Consider the following 23603-nt stretch of genomic DNA (forward strand, 5'->3'; position numbering starts at 1 on the left):
CTTCAAGACACATGGCAAACATACTGGTGGTCGACGACGAACTGGGGATCCGCGATCTGTTGTCGGAAATCCTCAACGACGAGGGTCACAGTGTGGACCTGGCGGAGAACGCGACCCAGGCCCGGGAGGCCCGCAACGCGAGTTCGTACGATCTGGTCCTGCTGGACATCTGGATGCCCGATACCGATGGCGTTTCCCTCCTCAAGGAGTGGGCCACGGCCGGGCAGCTGACCATGCCCGTCATCATGATGAGTGGCCATGCCACCATCGATACGGCCGTGGAAGCCACGCGCATTGGGGCGCAGTCCTTTCTGGAAAAGCCCATCACCTTGCAGAAGCTGCTCAAGGCAGTCGAGCAGGGCCTGGCCAAGGCCGGCAGCGCGCCTGCGCCTGCCGCCTCGGCGCCTGCGATGTATGTCGAACGCCGCGACATGGTGGCCGGCGGCGATCTGCCGGCTTCTGCCGCCGTGCCCAGCATGGCGGTGCCCCTGTCCAGCCGCACCGGCCTGCACGACGCTGCGCTCAGCGCGCACCAGGGTTTCGATCTGGACCGCCCCCTGCGCGAAGCGCGGGATGGTTTCGAGAAGGCCTATTTCGAATTCCACCTGGCGCGCGAAGGCGGGTCGATGACCCGCGTGGCCGAAAAGACGGGGCTGGAACGCACCCACCTCTACCGCAAGCTGCGCCAGTTGGGCGTGGACCTGGGCCGCAACAAGCGCAATGGTTGAAGAATTTGGCGTCACTTGTCTGGCGGCTCCAAATTTGTGTATATAATCGAGAGCTTCAGGCCCGGTAGCTCAGTCGGTAGAGCAGAGGATTGAAAATCCTTGTGTCGGCGGTTCGATTCCGTCCCAGGCCACCAAAATTGAAAAAGCGGACGGTGCAAACCTTCCGCTTTTTTCATGCCGAAGTCCGCGCTGCGCAGTCCTGTGCAGCAGGCCAGGAAACTGGCCGAAAAGGCCTTCGGCAGGCCCTATAATTGCCCCCATTCGGCCCGGTAGCTCAGTCGGTAGAGCAGAGGATTGAAAATCCTTGTGTCGGCGGTTCGATTCCGTCCCAGGCCACCACATACAAAGCCCCAAATCAGCGATGGTCTGGGGCTTTTTGCATGGCCCCATCCATGGCCCCCAGACGGTGATGGCCTCGTAAATCTCCGGTAAACGGTGTCGCATCGGTGCTGAAGCCGGATGTGCCCCCAGGGGTAAATACTTAAAATAAGAATAATTATTATTTGCAATTTGAGAGGGAATGGTCGTGCAAGTGCAGCCACACCAGGGGGCCGGGTTGGGCCATCGAGGAATGACGGTGCCACGCCGGGTGCGCGGAGGCCTGCGGTGAGCGCCCCGGCCGGCAAGCAGGTGCCGCTGGCGCCGATGTGGCGCTACCGTGGGGAAGTGTTGCTGCGCGCGGTGTGCGCGCTGGGCGGGGGCTATGCCCTGAGCGCAGCCTGGGCCGCCGCAGCCGGTCTGGCCGCGGTGCAATGGCTGTCCATGTCCCGGATGGATGCCGTGATGTGGTCCACCGTGCTGTCGTTCGTGGTGTATGCCGTGGTGGTGCTGTGGGCATTTGCCTGCGGCAGCACGCGCAAGGTGTGCGCGGTGATCGTCGGGGGCACCGCGCTGCTGGTGGCCGCCGCATGGCTGCTGTCGGGAGGCCAGGCATGAGGCTGGACGGCAAACCCGAAGGACTGCGCCAGTCGATGTCGTGGTTCCACACCTGGAGCGGGCTGCTGCTGGGTTGGCTGCTTTATGCCGTGTTCTTCACCGGCACCTTGAGCTACTTTGTGGATGAGGTGAACGACTGGATGCGCCCCGAACTGCATGTGTCCGTGCCCCAGGCCGACACGGCGGAAAAGGCACTGGCGGGCATGCAGAAGCTGGCGCCGGATGCCAGCACCTGGACCATCAGCCTGCCCAGTGTGCGGCAGACGGCAGTGGCCGTGTCCTGGCGCCCGCAAGGGGCTCCGCAGGGACGTGAAGGGCTGCAGCGGGCCTATATGGATGCGGCCACGGGAGAGGTGATTCCGGTGCGCGAAACACGCGGCGGCAGCTTTCTGTACCGCTTCCATTTCGAGCTGTATGCCATGCCCCGGATCTGGGGGCGCTGGATTGTGGGCGTGGCCACGTTCGTGATGCTGGTGGCCATCCTCAGCGGGGTGATCACGCACAAGAAGATCTTCACCGACTTCTTCACCTTCCGCCCGCGCAAAGGACAGCGCTCCTGGCTGGATGCGCACAATGCCACGGCCGTGCTGGCGCTGCCGTTTCACATCGTCATTACCTTCAGCGGCCTGCTGCTGCTGATGACCATGCTCATGCCCTGGGGCGTGCATGCCGTGTATGACGGCGATACCCAGCGCTTCAACGCGGAGCGGCGCGGCGTGGTGCAAAACGCACCGCCGCAAGGCGGTGCCCGCGAAGCCGGGCGTGAGGGACGCGAAGGGCGTGCGGGACGCGCGGGGCAGGCAGACGCCGGCCCGGTCGCACTGGCGCCTCTGGGACCCATGCTGCAGGCCGCACAGGCCCAGTGGCAGGGGCGCAGCGTCGCCGCCATCACGGTGCAGAACCCCCATACCGCCCGTGCCAGGGTGGAGCTGCGGGAAGAAGGCTCTTCCAGCCTGAGCAACCGCGGCAGCGGCCAGCGCCTGGTGTTTGACGGGGTGACCGGTCAGCTTCAGGAGGCGCCCGCGCCGCGCGTGCCGTCGGCCATCAACACCTTCATCGGCAGCGTGTCCGGGCTGCACCTGGGGCGTTTTGCCGACCCGGCCGTGCGGTGGCTGCTGTTTCTGTCCGGGGTGGTGGGCACGCTGATGGCGGCCACCGGCATGGTGCTGTGGGTGGTCAAACGCCTGCCGGAACGTCGCAAGCGCGGCTTCACGCCCAGGGGCCATCGCCTGGTGGAGGTGCTGAACGTGGCCTCGATCGCCGGCCTGTCCGTGGCGGTTGCGGGCTACTTCGTGGCCAACCGCTGGGTGCCGGTCGGTATCGCCGAACGCGCGGAAGCCGAGATCCACTGGTTCTTCGGCATCTGGCTGGCCTGCCTGGTGCATGCGGCGCTGCGCCCCCACGCCAAGGCGTGGCTGGAACAACTGGCGCTGGCGGCGGTGGCATTTGCCGCGCTGCCGCTGCTCAATGCCGCCACGGGTGGTGCCGGCCTGTGGCACACGCTTGCCCGCGGGCAGTGGAGCGTGGCCGGCTTTGATTTGATGATGTGGGCGCTGGCGCTGTTGCACGCCGCGGTGGTCTTCCAGCTGTGGCGGCGCCAGCGTGCGGCGCAGCCGGCCAAGCCCGCAGCGGTGGCATCCGGTGGTTCGGCATTGCCCAAGACTGCGCTGCAGGCGCCGGAGCAACAGCCATGAACACCTGGATTGCGTTGTTGTGGGGCGTGCCCGCGTTTGCGGCCCTGAGCCTGGCCATGGAGCGCCACCACGAGCAGATGGTGGGCAAAGAACTCGGTATCCGCGGCATGTGGCTCTGGCGGGCGGTCGGTGCCGCCTTGCTGCTGGGCTCGCTGCTGGTGTGTCTGCACGGCTGGGGCGCATCGGTGGCGGTGGCCGCATGGCTGGGGGTGCTGACGTTCGCGGCCCTGTTCACCGGCCTGATGCTGACCTATGCACCGCGCCAGCTGCGCACCGTGGCCACGGTCTTCGCGGTGCTGGCCGTTGGCGGAGTGGGTCTGCTGCGCTGAGGTGCCGCTGCGGGGCGGCGGCAGGGGACGGTGCTCTGCCAGACCCTGCCCGGCCAGCGTGCAGGACACGGTAAGCTCTCGGCTTTGACCAGCAAGCAGGGGCCTGCTGGCATCTGCAGGAGAGCATGTGGCAGCAGCGCAGCAAGCACCAGACACAGCATGGCAGCCGGGCCTGATTGCCCTGCATGGCAACCAGACCGAGGCCCTGGCCGATACGGTGCTGGCGTGGCTGGCGGCGCACCCGCTGCAGGCCCTGGAGCCCGAGACCGTGCTGGTGCAAAGCAATGGCATGGCCGAGTGGTTCAAGATGCGCATGGCCGATACGCTGGGGGTCTGTGCCGCCGCGCGGGTCGAGCTGCCTGCGCGCTTTGTCTGGCGCAGCTACCGCCAGATACTGGGCAAGGATGCGGTGCCCCGTGAATCGCCGCTGGACAAGACCCCGATGATCTGGCGGCTGATGCGCCTGCTGCCCCAATGCCTGGCACTGCCGGAATTCGCCCCCATTGCCAACTTTCTGCGCCCCGGCGAGCCCCAGCGTCTGCTGCAGCTCGCCGAGCGCTTGGCCGACCTGTACGACCAGTATCAGATCTACCGTGCCGACTGGCTGGAGGCCTGGGCGGCAGGGCAGGATGTGCTGCGCAACCCGGGCCGCCCGGATGTGCCCGTGCCCGCCGTGCAGCAGTGGCAGCCGGCGCTGTGGCGTGCGGTGCTGGCGGAGCTGGAGCCGCATGAACGTGCCGCCACCCGCCCGGCGCTGCTGGCGCGGGTGTTGGGCGCATTGCAATCCGGTCAGCCGCCGGTGAGCCCGCTGGCGCGCCGGGTGGTGGTGTTCGGCATGGGCCAGATGCCGCTGTCGCTGATGCAGTTCCTGAGCGGGATTGCGCAGCACAGCCAGGTGCTGATCGCGGTACCCAATCCCTGCCGTTTTCACTGGGCCGATGCCATTGACGGGCGCGAGCTGCTGCGCCAGGAACGCCGCCGCCATGCGCACAAGGACGGGCGCGATCTGGCGCAGATCCCGCTGGAAGCCATGCATGCCCATGCCCACCCGCTATTGGCCGCGTGGGCCCGGCAAAGCCGGGACTATGTGCGCCAGCTGGATGCCTTCGACACCACCAGCAGCACCGCCGCCCAATGGAACTGGCCGCGGGTGGATGTGTACGACGAAGCGGACGCCCAGGACCTGGCCCAGGCACCGCTGCTGACCCAGGTGCAGCAGCGCATCCGCGACCTGGTGCCGCTGGCAGAGCACCCGTCGCTGGCGATTGCGGCCAGCGACCGTTCCATCGTGTTTCACACCGCGCACGGCCTGGTGCGGGAGCTGGAGGTGCTGCACGACCAGTTGCTGCAACTGCTGGCCCAGCCGCCGGGTGCAGGCCAGGCCGCGCTGGCACCGCGCGATGTGGTGGTCATGCTGCCGTCGATTGAAGAGGCCGCGCCGGCGGTGCGCGCCGTGTTCGGCCAGTACGGCCGCCACGATGCGCGCCATATTCCTTTCGATATTGCCGATGTGGGGGCGCGTGCCAGCAGTCCGCTGGTCACGGCCCTGCAATGGCTGCTGCACCTGCCGCAGCAACGCTGCCGCCTGAGCGAGCTGTGCGACCTGCTGGATGTGCCGGCCGTGGCCGACCGCATGGGACTGGCGGCCGATGCACTGCCCCAGCTCACGCAGTGGATGGCCGGAGCGGGCATCCGCTGGGGGCTGAACCATGCCCAGCGTGCCCAGTTGGGGCTGCAGGCCTGTGGCGATCCCAACAGCGCCTGGTTTGGCCTGCAGCGCATGCTGCTGGGTTACGCCAGCGGCGGGGCCGTGGATGTTCCGGCCCAGGCATTTTCCGGGATCGAACCCTACGATGAAGTGGGGGGGCTGAGCGCCGAGCTGGCCGGCAGTCTGGCCAGCCTGCTGCACCGCATGCTGCAATGGTGGCAGACGGCGCGGGAGTCCGCCCCGCCGGCGGTGTGGGCCCAGCGCTTTCGCATGCTGCTGGAGGACTTTTTCCGCAGCCACAGCGATGAAGACCAGGCCTTGCTGGCAGCGTTGGACCAGGCCCTGGTGCGCTGGCAGACCGCATGCGAGCAGGCCGGCTTCGAGGCCGACCTGCCGCTGGTGGTGGCGCAGGAGGCCTGGCTGCAGGCGCTGTCCGAGCCGGCGCTGGAGCAGCGTTTCCGCGCCGGTGGTGTCACCTTCTGCACGCTGATGCCGATGCGCGCCATCCCGTTCGAGGTGGTGTGCCTGCTGGGCATGAATGACGGCGACTATCCGCGCCGCGCCAGCCGGTCCGATTTCGATCTGATGGCCCAGCCCCAGCAGCAGCGCCCGGGCGATCGCGCCCGGCGTGACGACGACCGCCAGCTGATGCTGGACGCGCTGCTGTCCGCGCGCCGCATGCTGTACATCAGCTGGGCCGGACGCCATGTGCGCGACAACAGCGAGCAGCCGCCGTCGGTGCTGGTATCCCAGCTGCGGGACTACCTGGCACAGGGCTGGCAGGGCGATGCCACGGCAGAAGGGGGCCTGCTGGCGCAGCGCACCCGGCAACACCCGTTGCAGCCTTTCAGCCGCCGGTATTTCGAGGACAGTTCGCCGCTGCACACCTATGCCCGGGAATGGCATGCGGCCCATGCCGCGGACAGTGCCGCCACGGCGCCCGGCATGCCGCCGCTGGAGCTGGACCCGGACGTGCCCTTGAATCTGGCGCGCCTGGCGGACTTTCTGCGCCACCCCGCACGGGCGTTTCTGCGCCACCGGCTGCTGGTGCGCTTTGAGCAGGAAGACGAGGTGGTGGTGGACGACGAGCTGTTTCAGGTGGATGGTCTGACCGCCTACCAGCTGGTGCAGCAGCTGCAGCAGGATGTGGTGGCCCTGATGGCCGGTGCTGCACCGGTGGATGTGCCGCAGCAGGTGGCCCTGCAGGTGCAGCGGCTGGCGCGTGCCGGTCGCCTGCCGCTGGCGGGGCTGGGCGCGCGCGAGGCCGAGGCACTGCAGCAGCAGGTCATCCCCTCGCTGCGCTGCTGGCAGGCGGTGATGCAGGACTGGCCGCAGACCGCGCCCCGGCAGCGGGTGCTGTTGCGCGAAGGCGAAGTGGTGCTGGACGACTGGCTGGATGGCCTGCGGCAACGGCCCGATGCCATCCCCATCGGGGACGGCGAAGCTGCCACAACTTTTGACCAGGCCTGGTTTGCCATGGACCCGCGTACGCTGCTGGACAAAGAGGGTGCGGTGCGGCCCGACAAGCTGCTGGGCTTTTATGTGCGCAGCCTGGCGCTGTCGGCCACGGGCAGCCTGGCGCTGGGCTGTGTGGTGGCCCGCGACACGCTGCTGTGGGCACTGCCCATGGCCCAGGCCGGCGCCCAGGCGCGGCTGCAGCAGCTGATGCAGCTGTGGCTGCAAGGCCAGAGTGCACCGCTGCCCTTGCCCTTGCGCACCGCCATGGCGCTGGCCGCCGGCGATCTGCATGCGGCCGAGCAGGCCTATGCCGGCAGCCATGTGCTGGACGGCGAATGCCAGGACCCGAGCTGGGCACGCTGTTACCCGGGCTGGGACGATCTGCTCGCCGGCGGGGCGCTGGACACCCTGGCGCTGGACACCTATGGACCCTTGCTGGACTGGAGTCGTGACCACGTGGTGGCCGATGGGTTCACGCATGGCGTGCAGGGCGGGGAGCTGTCGGCATGAACACCGTGACTACACCTTCCGCCGAAGCAGGCCATGTGCTGGACGCCATCCGCTTTCCGCTGTGGGGCTCGCGCTTGATCGAAGCCAGCGCCGGCACCGGCAAGACCTGGACCATTGCTGCGCTGTATCTGCGCCTGGTGCTGGGCCATGGCGGCGCGCAGGGCTTTGTGCGGCCGCTGATGCCGCCCGACATTCTGGTGATGACCTTCACCCGGGCGGCCACGCGCGAGCTGTCGGACCGCATCCGGGCGCGCCTGATCGAGGCCGTGCAGTGCTTCCGTGGCGAGGCCGAACCGGCGGCGCACGACCAGTTCCTGCGGGAACTGCGCGATGGCTATCCGCAAGGGGCCGTGCGCGAACAGGCCGCCTGGCGGCTGGACATGGCGGCGCAGTGCATGGACGACGCGGCCATCCACACCATCGATGCCTGGTGCCAGCGCATGCTGCGCGAGCACGCGTTCGACAGCGGCAACCTGTTCGATGAGGTGCTGGAGCCGGATGAAAGCCAGCGCCAGATTGAAGCCGCCCAGGACTACTGGCGTCAGCAGTGCTACCCGCTGTCGGGTGAGCTGCTGGAACAGGCCCTGGCCGTGTGGCCCCATGTCGGCGCCTTGGTGGCCGATATGCAGGCCTTGCTGCGCGAGTCCGTGCCACCGGCGGCCGGGGCGGGCACGCTGGCGGCCTGCATTGCCGCTGCCCAGGCGCAGCAGACACAGACCTTGCAGGCCCTGGCCGCAGGCTGGGAGCAGAAAGCACAGGACCTGGAAGACTGGCTGGACGGGCAGCTGGCCCACCACAAATCCGCCTGGAACGGACTGAAGCTCAAGCCGGCCAATTACAAGGGCTGGATGCAGACTGTGCGCGGCTGGGCCGCAGCGCCCCACCCGGATCTGGCGGCGCAGCTGAAAACCGGAGCCACCCGGCTGGTGCCCGCCGGTCTGGAGGAGGCACGCAAGGGCGATGCGCCGGTGGATCTGCCGCCGTCATCGCAGGAGCTGGCCGAGGTGCTGCAGGCTCTGGCGCAACTGCCCAGCCTGCGCAGCAGCTTGCGCCTGCATGCGGCGGCCCAGGTGCAGCAGCGCCTGCAATGGCTCAAGCAGCAGGCCGGCACCTTCGGCTTTGCCGACATGCTGCAGCGCTTGGACACAGCGCTGGCCGGCGACAACGGCCCGGCGCTGCGCGCCAGCATCCAGGCCCAGTACCCGGTGGCGCTGATCGACGAATTCCAGGACACCTCGCCGCTGCAGTACCGGCTGTTCGACCAGATCTACCGTACCCGGGACAACAGCGCAGACAGTGCGCTGCTGCTGATTGGCGATCCCAAGCAGTCCATCTACGGTTTTCGCGGTGCCGACATTTACAGCTACCTCCAGGCGCGGCAGGCCACGGCCGGGCGGCACTATGTGCTGGGCACCAACTACCGTTCCACCCAGGCGCTGGTGCGGGCCGTCAACCACTGGTTTGCCGGTGCGGAGCAGCGCCCGGGCGAAGGAGCTTTCATGTTCCGCACCAGCAGCGCGCACAACCCCTTGCCGTTCGAGCCGGTGGCCGCCCAGGGCCGGCGCGAGGTGCTGATGGAAGGCCCTGTCCCGATGCCCGCGCTGACCGTGGTCTGGGATGGCGAGGTCAGCGCGGAGCCGCTGAGCAGCGATGCCATCCGCAGGCGTTTTGCCGTGCATTGCGCTGACCAGATCGTGCGCTGGCTGATGGATGCCTCCACCGGCTATGCCGAGGGCGGTCAGCCTTTGCAGCGCCTGCGCCCGGCCGATATTGCGGTACTGGTGCGCACCGGCAAAGAGGCGGCCGCCGTGCGCCGTGCGCTGGCCCAGCGCGCCGTGGCCTCGGTCTATCTGTCGGACCAGGATTCGGTCTTCGCCAGCGACGAGGCACAGGACCTGCTGTACTGGCTGCGTGCCGTGGCTGCACCGCTGGATGCCCTGGCCGTGCGTGCGGGCCTGGCCACCCGGCTGATGGGCTGGTCGCTGGAAGCCCTGGCCCAGCTGGCCGCCGATGAAGAGGCTTTCGACGCTCACAGCGAACAGCTCAAGGAGCTGCATGGCATCTGGCTGCGCCAGGGGGTGCTGGCCATGCTGCGGCAGACGCTGTACCGCTTCCAGCTGCCGGCCCGCTGGCTGGCCAGCATCGGGGGCGAGCGGCGGCTGACCAACTACCTGCACCTGGCCGAATTGCTGCAGACGGCCAGCGCCCAGCTGGAAGGCGAGCAGGCCCTGATCCGCTGGCTGGCCACCGAGGTCGACAGCCCGGGCGGAGGCGGTGAGGCGCAGATTGTGCGCCTGGAAAGCGATGCCGATCTGGTCAAGGTGGTGACCGTGCACAAGAGCAAGGGGCTGGAGTATCCCGTGGTCTGCCTGCCGTTCGCGGGCAGCTTCCGTGCGGTGGAAAAGCGGGGCACGGCCTATCTGTCGCTGCCGGTCCAGGGCGAATCCGGGCCGGCACGTGAGCTGGTGCTGGACTTTGACAGCACCCAGCTGGCCCAGGCCGACAGGGAGCGCCTGCGCGAAGACCTGCGCCTGCTGTACGTGGCGCTGACCCGCCCACGCCATGCCCTGTGGATGGGCATGGCACCGATGAAGCGCGGCAATGGCAAGGCCTGCGTCAACGAACAGGGGGCAGCCGGCTATGTGCTGGCCGGCGATGCCGCACATTCCGTGCAAGGCTGGCGCGCCCAGCTGCAGGCCCTGGCGCAAGGCTGCCCGGAGATCCGCGTGGTGGATGCCCCGGCCGAGCTGCCGGCGGTGCAGCGCTGGCAGCCCCCAGCCGCTGCGCCGGCCTTGCGTCCTGCGCAGCCGTATGCTGCGGAATTCGACCGCCGCTGGGGCATTGGCAGCTTTTCGGCGCTGACCCGTGCCATGGCAGCCGCCAGCGTGCCGGTGCTGCCGGTGGTGGCGCTGCACCCTGCCGATGACGAAGTGCCGTCCACGGCCGGCGATGCCGCGCCAGCGCCGGTGGAGGGGCTGCCGCTGCCTTCCGTCGACACCGGGACCGCTGCCGTATGGCACCGCTTCATGCGCGGTCCGGTGGTGGGGAATTTTTTGCACGACCAGCTGGAATGGCTGGCCGGCGAAGGCTTTGCCCTGCCGCCAGCGCCGCCCGACGAAGGCGCTGCGCCAGACGATCTGGAAACCCGGCTGCTGCGCCGCTGTGAGCGCGCCGGCCGCAAGGACCAGGGGCTGGATGTGCTGCGCTGGCTGCGTGCCGTGGTCCACCAGCCGCTGGCGCCACTGCCGGTCAGCCTGGCGCAGCTGGGTCAGGAGGGGGCGGTACTGGCCGAGATGGAGTTCTGGCTGCCCGTGCAACAGCTGTCGGCGCCGCGCATCGACGCCCTGTGCCGCCAGTTCATCCTGCCCGGGATGGAGCGCCCGGCGCTGCCGCAGCGGGAGCTGCACGGCATGCTGATGGGCTTTGCCGACCTGGTGTTCTGCCATGCGGGGCGCTACTGGGTGCTGGACTACAAAACCAACCACCTGGGAGCGGACGCCCGTGCCTACAGTGCCGAGGCCCTGGCGCAGGCCATGCTGGAGCACCGCTATGACGTGCAGGCCGCGCTCTACCTGCTGGCGCTACACCGCTTGCTGCGCAGCCGCCTGGGCGATTCCTATGTGCCGGCGCAGCAGCTGGGCGGGGCCCTGTACTACTTTTTGCGCGGCATCGACGGGGTGACACAAGGCATGCAGGTGCTGCCGCAGTCCCCGGATCTGCTGGGCCTGCTGGATGCGCTGGATGCCCAGCTGGGCGAGGAGGTGCAGCCATGAAGGCCAAACGCGTGCGCGATGTGCAGACCCTGGACCTGTTTGCTGCGCCGGAGGTGAGCGTGGCGGACAGCCTGACGGTGCTGGACCGCTTCAGCGATGCCGGCCTGCTGCGCCGGCTGGATACGGCGCTGGCCCGGTTTGTTTACAGCCAGGATGCGGCGGCGGAGCCGGCCTTGCTGGTGGCGGCCGCCGTGCTGGCGCAGATGGAAGGGCGCGGCCACAGCTGCCTGCCGCTGCAGGCGCTGGTGGAGGCCCCCAACAGCGTGCTGGCCTGGCCGGTCGAGGCACTGGCAGCGCAGCAGGCGCTGTGGGCCCAGCTGCCAGCCAGCATGGCGCCGTGGCTGGCGGCGCTGGCACGCAGCCCGGTGGTGCGCGTGGTGGGGCGTGATGCCGATGCTGGCCAGCCCCTGGTGCTGCTGCCCGGTGCCGAACCGCTGCTGTATCTGCGCCGGTACTGGGATTACGAACGCACGGTGGCCGAGCACCTGGCCCGCCGCACGGCGGTGGAGGCCCAGGCCGTGAAGGACACGGCCGTGCGCCACTGGCTGGACCGGCTGTTCGGGCCGCCGCAGCCGGAGGCTCCCCTGGACTGGCAGAAAATGGCCTGTGCGCTGGCGCTGCGCGGGCGGCTGTCGGTCATCACCGGAGGGCCGGGCACGGGCAAGACCTATACCGCCGCACGCCTGCTGGCGCTGCTGTTTGCCACGGCGCCCGATGCGCAGCAGCTGCGCGTGGCGCTGGCGGCGCCCACGGGCAAGGCCGCGGCGCGGCTCAAGCAGTCCATCGATGCGGCGCTGCTGCAATTGCACGACGCCGTGCAGCCCGGGCTGGATCTGAAGACGCTGGTGCAGCGCATGGGCGCCGCCCGGACCTTGCACGCGCTGCTGGGGGCACGGCCGGATACGCGGCATTTCCGCCACCATGCAGGCCACCCGCTGGATGTGGATGTGCTCATCGTCGATGAAGCGTCCATGGTGCACCTGGAAATGATGGCGGCGGTGCTGCAGGCGCTGCCGCCCACCGCGCGGCTGGTGCTGCTGGGCGACAAGGACCAGCTGGCCTCGGTGGAGGCCGGCGCCGTGCTGGGAGACCTGTGCCGGGGCGCGCAGCAGGGCGGTTACCTGCCCGACACCGTGGCCTATGCGCAGCGCGTGGCGGGGCAGACCATTGCGCCCGCTTTCACCACGGCGCAGGCCGCTATGCCCCTGGCCCAGCACACCGTCATGCTGCGCGAAAGCCGGCGTTTTGGTGGGCCCATCGGCGAGTTGGCGCTGGCCGTGAATGCGGGCGATGCGGCGCAGGCGCAGCAGTTGCTGCTGGCGCAGACCCGCAGCGGGCTGGACAGTGCGCTGTGGGCCCACCAGGGCGGTCCGGCCATGGCCATTGCCACCATGGCGGTGCAGGGCCGGGGTACGCAGGCTGGCTACGCCGCCTATGCCCGGCAGCTGCAGGCCGGGCGTGCTGCGCGCTGGGACCGCGAGGCCGCGCACCAGAACTGGGTGCGTTCGGTGCTGGCGGCGTTCGACCGCTTTCGCCTGCTGTGTGCCGTGCGCGAGGGCGATTGGGGCGTGGCCGGGCTGAACCGTGCCGTGGAGCAGGTGCTGGAGCGGCAGGACCTGCTGCGCAAGGATGGCGAGTGGTACCTGGGCCGCCCGGTGATGGTGACGCGCAATGACGCGCAGCTGGGCGTGTCCAACGGCGACATCGGCATGGCTCTGCCCAGCTGGGCCGATCCCGCGCGCTTGCGCGTGTACTTTGCGCAAGGTGAGCAGTTGCATGCCGTCAGCACCGCGCGGCTGGCGCAGGTGGAGACGGCGTTTGCGATGACGGTGCACAAAAGCCAGGGCTCGGAATTCGAGCACACGGCCCTGGTGCTGGCCGCGCAGGGCGGCCATGTGCTGAACCGCGAACTGGTCTATACCGGCATCACGCGTGCGCGCCAGGCGTTTTCGCTGTGGTCCGAAGGGCCGGGGCTGCTGGCATCGGCCATTGCCAGCCCCACCCAGCGCAGCAGCGGCTTGCTGCGGTTTCTGGGCGCTGCGCCGGCTGCGTGAGTCCAAGGCGGCTGCAGGCATGCTCCGCCTGCAGTCCGAAGGGGAGGGACGGCTGGGCGTCTGCCGGCCGCCGCGGGGTCAGTGGGCGTAGACCGCGTCCCAGCTGGTGAAGCCTTTGACTTCGATGGGGTTGCCGCTGGGGTCGTAGAAGAACATGGTCCACTGCTCGCCGGGTTCGCCTTCGAAGCGCACCTGGGGCTCCAGCACAAACTGTGTGCCAGCGGCCTTCAGGCGTTCGGCCAGGTCCAGCCACTCCGGCTTCAGCAGGATCACGCCCAGGTGGGGCATGGGCACCATGTGGTTGCCGACCTTGCCGGTGTTGGCCACCGCAAAAGGCTGGCCCAGGTGCAGCGAGATCTGGTGACCAAAGAAGTCGAAATCGACCCAGGTGTCGGTGCTGCGGCCTTCGCGGCAGCCGAGCACGCCGCCGTAAAAGCGGCGCGCGGCGTCCAGGTCGGTCACATGGTAGGCAAGGTGAAACAGGCTTTGCATAGTGGTCAGAAGATAGCACCACCGGCTGTGCTTTCCGGGCACGTTCTGTCATGCCGGTGTCAACGGTTGGCGGTCATGGAGGCGCCGCCCCTTGACGCAGGGCGGCAGGCCCTGCTGCGGCGAGCGTCCTGCGCGCACCGCACGCCCGCAGGGGATGGCCCCGGGGCGCGCTGGGTGCGTCGGATTACGCGAGCGTGTAGGCGGTCTTGACCGTGGTGTAGAACTCCTGGGCGTAGCGGCCTTGTTCGCGCGGGCCGTAGCTCGATCCCTTGCGGCCGCCAAACGGCACGTGGTAGTCGACACCGGCCGTGGGCAGGTTGACCATCACCATGCCGGCCTGGCTGTGGCGCTTGAAGTGGGTGGCGTACTTCAGGCTGGTGGTGGCAATGCCGGCCGACAGGCCAAACGGCGTGTCGTTGGACACGGCCAGGGCTTCGTCGTAGTCCTTGACGCGGATCACGCTGGCCACCGGGCCAAAGACCTCCTCGCGGTTGATGCGCATGCCGGCCTCGGTGTCCACGAACAGCGTGGGGGCCATGTAGAAGCCGTCCTTGCCGCTGCCCGTGTGGCAGGCCACGCGGCTGCCGCCGGCCGCCAGGCGCGCACCTTCGGCCTTGGCGATTTCCACGTAAGACAGGTCCTGTTCCAGCTGGGCCTGGCTGACCACCGGGCCCATGTCAGTGCCGGCGGCGCGCGCATCGCCGACCTTGATCTTGGCCATGCGTGCCTGCAGGGCCTCGATGAAGGCGGGGTAGATCTTGTCGGTCACGATCAGACGGCTGGATGCCGTGCAGCGCTGGCCGGTGGAGTAGAAGCCGCTTTGGGCTGACAGTTCCACGGCCTGGTTCAGGTCGGCGTCGTCCAGCACGATCTGGGGGTTCTTGCCGCCCATTTCCAGCTGCACCTTCTTGCCGTTCTTCACGCAGGCTTCGGCAATGCCGCGGCCCACGCCCACCGAGCCGGTGAAGCTGATGGCCGCCACGCCGGGGTGATTGACCAGGGCCTCGCCGATCACGCGGCCGCGGCCCATGACCAGGTTGAACACGCCGACCGGGATGCCGCTGCGGTGGATGATGTCGGCCAGGGCCCAGGCGCTGCCGGGCACCAGGTCGGCGGGCTTCAGGACCACGCAGTTGCCGAAGGCCAGGGCCGGAGCGATCTTCCAGGCGGGGATGGCGATGGGGAAGTTCCAGGGGGTGATCAGGCCGACCACGCCGATGGGTTCGCGCGTGATCTCCACGCCGATGCCGGGGCGCACCGAAGGCACGGTCTCGCCGGACAGGCGCAGGCATTCGCCGGCAAAGAACTTGAAGATCTGGCCGGCGCGGCCGACTTCGCCAATGGCCTCGGGGCGGGTCTTGCCTTCTTCGCGGGCCAGCAGCTCGCCCAGCTCTTCCTTGCGCGCCAGGATTTCGCTGCCGATCTTGTCCAGCGCGTCGGAGCGGGCCTGGATGCCCGAGGTGGACCAGGCCGGGAAGGCGGCGACGGCAGCGGCCACGGCGGCCTGCACGTCCTGCGCATCGCCCTGGGCGTATTCACCGACCACATCGGACAGGTCGCTGGGGTTGGTGTTGGGGCTGTAGGTGGCGGCGGCCGTCCATTGGCCGTTGATGAGGTTGTCGTAGCGGGACATGGAGTTCTCCGTAAGAAAAAGAGGCAAAGGGCAGGGCGGTAGCCGCTGGCGCGGTCCAGGTGGGGCGCCGAGCAAGGGCCGCCCCGCAGCGTTGGCACCGTCCCCCTCCCGCGCAGCGAGAGAGGAGGAAGCGGCGCCAGCCGCTCAGGGGTTGCTTAACGAACCATGCAGGGCCGCTTGTTGTCGAACTTCCAGCCGGGGATCAGGTACTGCATGGCGATGGCGTCGTCGCGTGCACCCAGGCCGTGCTCCAGGTACAGGGCGTTGGCGCGCTGCAGCGCGGCGCGGTCCACGGTCACACCCAGGCCCGGGGTCTGGGGCACCTCGACGAAGCCGCCCCGGATCTGCAGCGGGTTCTGCGTGAGGTATTGGCCGTCCTGCCAGATCCAGTGCGTGTCGATGGCCGTGACCTTGCCGGGCACGGCCGCGGCCACGTGGGTGAACATGGCCAGCGAGATGTCGAAGTGGTTGTTGGAGTGCGAGCCCCAGGTCAGGCCCCAGTCGCGGCAGGTCTGGCCCACGCGCACGGAGCCGGCCATGGTCCAGAAATGGGGGTCGGCCAGCGGGATGTCCACGGACTGCAGCGACAGGGCGTGCACCATCTGGCGCCAGTCGGTGGCGACCATGTTGGTGGCCGTGGGCAGGCCGGTGGCGCGGCGGAATTCCGCCATGACTTCACGGCCCGAGAAGCCGCCTTCGGCGCCGCAGGGGTCTTCGGCATAGGCCAGCACGCCGTGCATGTCGCGCATCAGGCGGATGGCATCCTTGAGCAGCCAGCCGCCGTTGGGGTCCAGGGTGACGCGGGCTTCGGGGAAACGCCGGGCCAGCGCGGTCACGGCCTCGACCTCCTGCTCGCCGGCCAGCACGCCGCCCTTGAGCTTGAAATCGTTGAAGCCATAGCGCGCATGGGCGGCTTCGGCCTGGCGCACGATGGCATCGGGGGTCATCGCCGTCATGTGGCGCACCTGGGTCCAGCTGTCCGTGCCCAGCGTGTCTTCACCGGGTTTCACATAGGGCAGGTTGGTTTGGTCGCTGGGGCCCACAAAGAACAGGTAGCCCAGCATTTCCACGCGGTCGCGTTGCTGGCCTTCGCCCAGCAGGGCAGCGACGGGCACACCCAGGTGCTGGCCCAGCAGGTCCAGCAGTGCGGATTCGATGGCAGTGACTGCGTGCACGCCGATGCGCAGGTCGAAGGTCTGCAAACCGCGGCCGCCGGTGTCGCGGCCCTCCAGGGATTTCTGCACCGCCTGCAGCAGCTGCAGGTGCTGGCCGATGGAGCGGCCGATCAGCACCTGCTTGCTGTCCTCCAGCGCCTGGCGAATGCCTTCGCCGCCGGGGACCTCGCCCACCCCGGTGTGGCCTGCGCTGTCGTGCACCAGCACGATGTTGCGGGTGAAGTAGGGCGCGTGCGCGCCGCTGAGGTTCATGAGCATGCCGTCGCGGCCGGCGACGGGAATGACTTCGATCTCGGTGATGGTCGGGGTAGTGGACATGGAGGGCTCTTCAACAGACGCTGGGAAAAAAGGGTGCGCAGCACATCACTGTGCGGCGGACCAGGGCACCTCGGCGGCGGGGCGCCCTGTGGCGATGAATTGGTCCAGGTTGTGCAGCACGAGGTCTGCCATGGCGCGGCGGGTTTCGTGCGTGCCGCTGGCGATGTGCGGGGCCAGCACCACGTTGTCCAGGCCCAGCAGCGCGGGCAGGGGGTGGGGTTCGTCCTCGAACACGTCCAGTCCGGCCCCGGCAATGCGCTGGTGGGCCAGGGCATCGGCCAGTGCGGCTTCGTCGACCACGCTGCCGCGGGCCACGTTGACCAGGAACCCTTGCGGGCCCAGGGCGGCCAGCACCTCGGCATTCACCAGGTGGCGCGTTCCTTCGCCGCCGGCGGCGGTGATGACCAGGATGTCGGCCCAGCGTGCCAGCTCCAGCAGTGAGGGCAGGTACAGATGGGGCGAGCCTTCGACCGGACGGCGGTTGTGGTAGGCCACTTCCATGTCGAAGCCCGAGGCGCGCCGCGCCACGGTGGAGCCGATGCGGCCCATGCCGAAGATGCCCAGGCGCTTGCCGCTGGCGCGGGTGCGGATGCCGAAGCGGCCCTGGCGCCAGCCACCGCTGCGCACGAAACGGTCGGATTCGCTGAGGCCGCGGGTCGCGTCCAGCAGCAGGGCAAAGGCCAGATCGGCCACGCAATCGTCCAGCACGCCGGGGGTGTAGCCCACGCGCGCGCCGCGTTGCAGCAGGGCGTCCTTGTCCAGCGCATCGAAGCCCACGCCAAAGCTGCTCACGAACTTGAGGTTGGGCAGGGCCTGGACCACGCGGGCGGGCAGGCCCATGGCGGCCGAGGTGACCACGTATTCGAACTGTGCGCCGTGCTCGGCCAGGAAACGGTCGGTATCGGCCTGCTGGGACAGGATGTCCACGTCGTAGTGCTGGGCCAGGTCGGTGTCAAGCTGGGGCAGCGGCATCTTGCCGTACTGGAGAACGCGTGGTCGGGAGAGCGCCATGCCTGGGAATCCTTGAGATGGGGTTGGCAGCGCCGCGGGGAAGGGGTGGGCTGCCAAGGAGGGAGGGGGCGGCCGGAAGCCGCCCCGTGGTGTTGCGCCCGATCGTGCCGTTCAATCGGCGGTGATCTTGCGGGTTTGGATCAGCTGCTTCCAGCGCTCGTTTTCCTGGGCTTGAAAGCGGGTGAACTCTTCAGGAGTGTTGCCCACGATTTCCAGGCCTTGCTCCATGAAGCGCTTGCGGAGTTCGGGCTGCTGCACGGCGGCGATGGCCGCCTTGGCCAGCTTGGCCTTCACGTCCGCCGGCAGGCCCTTGGGGGCGGCCATGCCCTGCCAGGAGTACACCTCGGCGCCTTTGACGCCGGCCTCGGCCAGGGTCGGCACATCGGGCAGCACCGGAGAGCGCTGGCTACCGGTGACGGCAATGGCGCGCAGCTTGCCGCTGCGCAGGTGCGGCAGCACCGCGTTGACGTTCTGGAACGAGAAGTCCACCTGGCCGCCCAGCAGGTCGGTGATGGCCGGGGCACCGCCCTTGTAGGGCACGTGCATGGCTTCGGTGCCGGTCTGCTGCCAGAACAGCTCGGCCGACAGGTGGTCGGAGGAGCCGTTGCCGGAGCTGGCGAAGCTGATCTTGCCGGGCTGGGCCTTGAGGGTGGCAATGACCTCCGCCACGGTGCGCGCCTTCTGCGATGTGCTGGCGACGAGGACGTTGGGTGCCTGCACGGGGATGGTGATGTAGTCGAAATCCTTGGTGGCGTCGTAGGGGACGTTCTTGATCAGATGGGGCGTCACCACAAACGGGCCCAGCGAGGCGACGAGCAGGGTGTAGCCGTCGGCCGGGGCACGCTTGACGGCGCCGGCACCGATGGTGCCGGTGGCACCGGGGCGGTTTTCCACCACAAAGGGCTTGCCTAGCTGTTCGCCCATGCTCAGGGCCACGGCACGGGCCACCATGTCGGTGGAGCCGCCGGCGGGGAAGGGCACGATGACGTTGACGGCCTTCTCCGGGAAGTTGCCGGACGCCTGGGCGGCGAGCGAGAGCGCGCAACCCAGCGCAATCAGTATTTTTTTCATGTCTTTGTCTCCTGGGGTCGGCGGCTGGTTGCAGCCGCCGGGGCCGGTTTACTGGGGACCGAGCTTGTCGATCAAGGCCTTGAGCTCTTCCATCTCATGGGGCTTGAGGTCCGACAGCGGCGCGCGCACAGGGCCGGCGTCATGGCCGACGATCTTGGCGCCGGCCTTGATGATGCTGACGCCGTAGCCTTCCACGCGGTTGCGGATCTTCAGGTAGGGCATGAAGAATTCCTTGAGCAGCTTGTGCTGCGTGGCCTGGTCGTCGGTGCGCACGGCTTCGTAGAACTGCATCGCCGTCTTGGGGATGAAGTTGAAAACGGCCGAGGAGTACACCGGCGTGCCCAGGGCCTTGTAGGCGGCGGCATAGACTTCGGCCGTGGGCAGGCCCCCCAGGTAGGCGAAGCGGTCGCCCATTGCCATGAAGATGGAGGACATGGTCTCGATATTGCCCATGCCGTCCTTGAAACCCACCAGGTTGGGGCAGCGCTCGGCCAGGATGGCCAGCGATTCGGGCGTGAAGCGGGTGCGGTCGCGGTTGTAGACGATGACGCCGAACTTCACGCTCTTGCAGACCTGCTCCACATGGGCGATCAGGCCTTCCTGGCCGGCCTCGGTCAGGTAGTGGGGCAGCAGCAGGATGCCGTGGGCACCCAGGCGTTCGGCTTCCTGGGCGTGGGCGATGGCGGTGCGGGTCGGGCCGCCGGCGCCGGCGATGATGGGCACCTTGCCGCGGCAGGTGTCCACGGCGGTCTTGATGATCTGGCCGTATTCCTCGCCGTACAGCGAGAAGTATTCACCGGTACCGCCGGCCGCGAACAGCGCGCTGGCGCCGTAAGGGGCCAGCCACTCGAGACGTGCGGCATAGCCCTTGGCATTGAAGTTGCCCTGGGCGTCGAAGTCCGTCACGGGGAAGGACAGCAGGCCGGAGCTCATCACGTCTTTGAGGTCTTGGGGAGTCATGTTCATCCTTGAAAAAGCAGACAAAAAAGATCTGGCAGCTCAATCGAGCTGCAGTTGCGCGGTTTGCACCACGGTGCGCCAGCGGGCACGCTCGGCGTTGAAGAACTTGTCGGTTTCGGCGGGGGTCATGGTGACCACCTCGGCGCCCTGGCCGGTCAGGCGGGCACGGACGTCAGGGGAGCGGATGGCGGTCAGCAGCACCTGGTTCACGCGCTGCACCACGGCCTCCGGCGTCTTGGCCGGTAGCACCACGCCCTGCCAGGTGCCGGAGGCAAAGCCCTGGGCCCCTTGTTCCGCCAGGGTGGGCACATCGGCAATCAGCGGCATGCGGGTGCTCTTGGAAATGCCCAGCAGCTTGAGCTTGCCGCTTTGCACATGCGGGTAGGTGGCGAGCATGCCGTTCATCAGCACCTGGGTCTGGCCGGCCACGGTGTCCTGCACCGATTGCACGCCGCCCTTGTACGGCACATACACCCATTTGGCGCCGGTAAGGCGGGCCAGCTCCACGCCCGCCAGATGGGGGGCGCTGCCGTTGGCGGTGACGGCAAAATTCAGATCCTGCTTCTTGGACAGCGCGACCAGCTCCTGCAGGTTGCGGGCCTGCACCGAGGGGTGGACGACCAGCATGTGGGGCGAGTAGGCCAGCATGGCGGCGCCACGCAGGTCCTTGGACGGGTCGAAGCTGAGCTTGGTGTAGACCGCCGGGGAAATGGCCAGGGCCCCCAGGTCGCAGAGCAGCCAGGTGTAGCCATCGGGCTGGGCGCGGGCGACGAATTCCGCCCCCAGATTGCCGTTGGCGCCGGGCTTGTTCTCAATCACCACGGTCTGCTTCAGTTCCTGCGATATCAGCTGGCCGATGGAGCGGGCAATGATGTCGGAGCTGCCGCCTGGAGGGTAAGGCACCACCAGCCGGATCGGCTTGCTGGGCCAGTTGTCGGCAGCCAGCAAAGGGCTTGCCAGCAGACTTGCTGCTGTCAGTGCCAGCAGTGAGCGCAGAACGCGAGAGCGACGGACCATGGTGCTTGTCTCCTTTTTGTGGTCAGTCATCATACAACTCAAGACGGTATGCTTCCAAGCGATTTGGTACTAGGGGAAACGCGGAATCGGTGGGGGTGCAGCGGGGGGGCGCACGCAGACGGTGCTGCGGGCGGTGTGTCCTGCCCGGTGTGGGGTGCGGGTCAGACGTCGGAGGGCAGGTTGGCGGCCTGGCTCAGGCGCTGGGCCAGGCGCAGGCGTTCGCGCGAATTGGTCAGGTGGATGCGCATGGCGGCGCGGGCCGAGTCCGCATCCTGGCGGTCGATGGCAGAAAAGATTTCTTCGTGCTCCCGGTTCACGCGGCGCAGGTAGTCCGGGTCGCGCGGGGAGGTGTGGATGGAGGTGATGCGGTTGCGCGGAATCAGCAGAGTGCCGAAGTGCTCCAGGATGTCCCGGAAATAGCGATTGCCGGTGGCCTGGGTGATGCTCAGGTGGAAGGCCAGGTCGTGCTCCACCGTGTCGTTGCCTTGCGCGAAATGGTATTCAAAGGCCTGCAGCGCTGCGCGCATCGCCTCCAGGTCCTGGGGTTGCCGGCGTTGCGCCGCCAGGCCTGCGGCCTCGGTTTCCAGGCTGATGCGCAACTCCAGCACGGCCAGCACGTCGACCGATTCGCTCAGTTCGTGGGCGCTGAGCACCGGGCCCGGGTTGTGCTGGGCCGGCAGCACAAAGGTGCCGATGCCGTGGCGGGTTTCGACCAGGCCCGCGGCCTGGAGCTTGGACAGTGCTTCGCGCACCACGGTGCGGCTGACATCGTAGTTGCGCACCAGTTCAGACTCGGTGGGGAGCTTGTCGCCCTCGCGCAGCAGGCCCTGCCGGATCTTGTGGCCGAACTCCTCGGACAACAGGCTGGCCAGGTTGCGGTTGCCACGCCCTGCCTTGCTGCGCAGGGATGCGCCCTCAGGCAGAACCGAAGGGGGGGGGGCTTGGGGTAATTCCGATGTCAGGCTGCGCATGGCCATGATGATAATCGCTTTATGTTGTATGACAACGTACTACATCGCCACAGCCTTCGGCCTACCGCAGGGTCGTGACGGGGCGGGCCCTGGCGTGCAGCACCGGGCCTGCGAACACGCAGGCCGGTCAGGCCGCACTTCTTCTTTGTGAATGGAAAGATTTCGATGGGGCAAGCTCTCTATATCCGCATGCATGCGCAAGACAATGTGGCGATTGTCGTGAACGACGGCGGTTTGCCTGCGGGGACGGTGTTTGACGACGGCCTGACGCTGGTGCAGAAGGTGCCGCAGGGCCACAAGGTGGCACTGGTGGATCTGGCCAAAGGCGCGGCGGTGCGGCGCTACAACGTCACCATCGGCTATGCCAGCCAGGACCTGCCGCGCGGCAGCTGGGTGAACGAGCAGGTGCTGCAGATGCCGGAGGCCCCCGAGCTGGAAGGCCTGCCCATGGCCACGGTGCGCCCCGACCCGCTGCCGCCGCTGGAGGGCTATACCTTCGAGGGCTTCCGCAACGCCGATGGCTCCGTGGGGACGCGCAACATCCTGGCCATCACCACCACGGTGCAGTGCGTGGCGGGGGTGGTGGATGTGGCGGTGCAGCGCATCAAGGCGGAACTGCTGCCCCGGTATCCGCAGGTCGATGACGTGGTCGGGCTGGAACACACCTATGGCTGCGGTGTGGCCATCGATGCGCCGGATGCGGTGATCCCGATCCGGACCTTGCGCAACATCAGCCGCAACCCCAATTTCGGGGACGAGATCATGGTGGTGAGCCTGGGCTGCGAAAAGCTGCAGCCCGAGCGCCTGCTGCCCGCCGAAGCGCCGCTGCGGCCTATGCCGCACCCGGGCGCGGCGCCCGCTGGCGGGGCCGCTGCTGCGCTGGATGTGGTCTGTCTGCAGTCGGAGGAGCACACCGGCTTCATGAGCATGATCGACAGCATCGTGCGCCAGGCCGACGTGCACCTGCAGCGGCTCAACCGGCGCCGCCGCGAAACCGTGCCGGCCAGCGAGCTGGTCGTGGGCGTGCAGTGCGGCGGCAGCGATGCCTTCAGCGGCGTCACGGCCAATCCGGCCGTGGGCTTTGCCTCCGATCTGCTGGTGCGTGCCGGTGCCAGCGTGATGTTTTCGGAGGTGACCGAAGTGCGCGACGGCATCGACCAGCTGACCGCGCGGGCCACGACCCCTGCCGTGGCCCAGGCCATGGTGGACCAGATGGCCTGGTACGACGCCTATCTGGCGCGCGGCCGCGCGGACCGCAGCGCCAACACGACCCCCGGCAACAAGAAGGGCGGCCTGTCCAACATCGTGGAAAAGGCCATGGGCTCCATCGTCAAGTCGGGGTCCGCGCCCATCAGTGGCGTGCTGGCGCCCGGCGAGAAGCTGCAGCAAAAAGGGCTGATCTATGCGGCCACCCCGGCCTCCGACTTCATCTGCGGCACCTTGCAGCTGGCCGCCGGCATGAATCTGCACATTTTCACCACCGGCCGCGGCACGCCCTATGGCCTGGCCGCCTGCCCGGTGATCAAGGTCGCCACGCGCAGCGATCTGGCGCGCCGCTGGCACGACCTGATGGACGTGAACGCCGGGCGCATCGCCGAGGGCACGGAGACCATCGAGAGCCTGGGCTGGGAAATGTTCCACCTGATGCTGGACATCGCCAGCGGCAAGAAAAAGACCTGGGCCGAGCACTGGAAGCTCAGCAACGCGCTGGTGTTGTTCAACCCGGCCCCTGTGACCTGAGAGCGAGAGGGGTCGGGCAGCACGT

The 23603-nt window shown here is 68.2% G+C and carries 16 protein-coding genes and 2 tRNA genes; 10 read left to right on the top strand and 8 right to left on the bottom strand.

Translation table 11 applies throughout. The annotated features are described in order from the left end of the window. Nucleotides 1–11 precede the first annotated feature (11 nt). The 9 genes from B3349_RS08080 to recD all read left to right on the top strand — a co-directional run bounded on the left by B3349_RS08080 (nt 12) and on the right by recD (nt 13190). On the top strand, nt 12–728 hold the full coding sequence (locus tag B3349_RS08080; protein WP_291588150.1) for a response regulator: 717 nt from the start codon (nt 12–14) through the stop codon (nt 726–728). Nucleotides 729–786: 58 nt separating this feature from the next. Next, nucleotides 787–862 (top strand) — tRNA-Phe (locus B3349_RS08085). A 129-nt stretch (nt 863–991) separates the two neighbouring features. Continuing rightward, a tRNA-Phe gene (locus tag B3349_RS08090) sits at nt 992–1067 on the top strand. Between the two features lie 267 nt (nt 1068–1334). Then, a complete protein-coding gene (locus B3349_RS08095) occupies nt 1335–1664 on the top strand; it encodes an iron transporter (protein ID WP_291588158.1) in 330 nt (109 codons plus the stop codon). Beyond that, the gene (locus tag B3349_RS08100; protein WP_291588166.1) at nt 1661–3358 is read left to right on the top strand and encodes a PepSY-associated TM helix domain-containing protein; all 1698 of its coding nucleotides are present in this window, start codon (nt 1661–1663) and stop codon (nt 3356–3358) included. The genes B3349_RS08095 and B3349_RS08100 overlap by 4 nt, the downstream gene beginning before the upstream one ends. Further along, on the top strand, nt 3355–3687 hold the full coding sequence (locus B3349_RS08105; protein WP_291588169.1) for a DUF3325 domain-containing protein: 333 nt from the start codon (nt 3355–3357) through the stop codon (nt 3685–3687). Before B3349_RS08100 ends, B3349_RS08105 begins: the two co-directional genes overlap by 4 nt. A 127-nt stretch (nt 3688–3814) precedes the next feature. Continuing rightward, on the top strand, nt 3815–7363 hold the full coding sequence (gene recC, locus B3349_RS08110) for an exodeoxyribonuclease V subunit gamma (protein WP_291588170.1): 3549 nt from the start codon (nt 3815–3817) through the stop codon (nt 7361–7363). Further along, on the top strand, nt 7360–11136 hold the full coding sequence (gene recB, locus B3349_RS08115; protein WP_291588171.1) for an exodeoxyribonuclease V subunit beta: 3777 nt from the start codon (nt 7360–7362) through the stop codon (nt 11134–11136). Before recC ends, recB begins: the two co-directional genes overlap by 4 nt. Continuing rightward, complete coding sequence (gene recD / locus B3349_RS08120) at nt 11133–13190, top strand: exodeoxyribonuclease V subunit alpha (RefSeq protein WP_291588172.1); 2058 nt, start codon at nt 11133–11135, stop codon at nt 13188–13190. The genes recB and recD overlap by 4 nt, the downstream gene beginning before the upstream one ends. A gap of 78 nt (nt 13191–13268) precedes the next feature. Here the strand turns inward: recD and B3349_RS08125 are convergent, their stop codons facing one another. The 8 genes from B3349_RS08125 to B3349_RS08160 all read right to left on the bottom strand — a co-directional run bounded on the left by B3349_RS08125 (nt 13269) and on the right by B3349_RS08160 (nt 21838). Further along, nucleotides 13269–13682: a VOC family protein gene (locus tag B3349_RS08125; RefSeq protein ID WP_291588173.1), complete on the bottom strand. Its 414-nt coding sequence runs from the start codon at nt 13680–13682 to the stop codon at nt 13269–13271. A gap of 184 nt (nt 13683–13866) precedes the next feature. Further along, nucleotides 13867–15315, bottom strand: coding sequence for an aldehyde dehydrogenase family protein (locus tag B3349_RS08130; RefSeq protein ID WP_291588174.1), 1449 nt, complete (start codon nt 15313–15315; stop codon nt 13867–13869). A gap of 155 nt (nt 15316–15470) precedes the next feature. Continuing rightward, the gene (locus tag B3349_RS08135; protein WP_291588175.1) at nt 15471–16808 is read right to left on the bottom strand and encodes an enolase C-terminal domain-like protein; all 1338 of its coding nucleotides are present in this window, start codon (nt 16806–16808) and stop codon (nt 15471–15473) included. Between the two features lie 45 nt (nt 16809–16853). After that, entirely contained in the window at nt 16854–17819 is a 966-nt protein-coding gene (locus B3349_RS08140) for a 2-hydroxyacid dehydrogenase (RefSeq protein ID WP_291588176.1), read from the bottom strand. A gap of 111 nt (nt 17820–17930) precedes the next feature. After that, nucleotides 17931–18890: a Bug family tripartite tricarboxylate transporter substrate binding protein gene (locus B3349_RS08145; RefSeq protein WP_291588177.1), complete on the bottom strand. Its 960-nt coding sequence runs from the start codon at nt 18888–18890 to the stop codon at nt 17931–17933. A 48-nt stretch (nt 18891–18938) separates the two neighbouring features. Then, a complete protein-coding gene (gene kdgD / locus B3349_RS08150) occupies nt 18939–19850 on the bottom strand; it encodes a 5-dehydro-4-deoxyglucarate dehydratase (protein WP_272970925.1) in 912 nt (303 codons plus the stop codon). 39 nt (nt 19851–19889) lie between these two features. Then, complete coding sequence (locus B3349_RS08155) at nt 19890–20867, bottom strand: Bug family tripartite tricarboxylate transporter substrate binding protein (protein ID WP_291588178.1); 978 nt, start codon at nt 20865–20867, stop codon at nt 19890–19892. A gap of 161 nt (nt 20868–21028) precedes the next feature. Continuing rightward, complete coding sequence (locus B3349_RS08160) at nt 21029–21838, bottom strand: FadR/GntR family transcriptional regulator (protein ID WP_291588256.1); 810 nt, start codon at nt 21836–21838, stop codon at nt 21029–21031. A 165-nt stretch (nt 21839–22003) separates the two neighbouring features. Between B3349_RS08160 and garD the strand changes: the two genes are divergently transcribed. Continuing rightward, a complete protein-coding gene (gene garD, locus B3349_RS08165; protein ID WP_291588179.1) occupies nt 22004–23578 on the top strand; it encodes a galactarate dehydratase in 1575 nt (524 codons plus the stop codon). The last annotated feature ends 25 nt before the right edge of the window (nt 23579–23603 follow it).

This window comes from Comamonas sp. UBA7528 (assembly GCF_002479375.1).
GTDB lineage: Bacteria > Pseudomonadota > Gammaproteobacteria > Burkholderiales > Burkholderiaceae_C > Comamonas.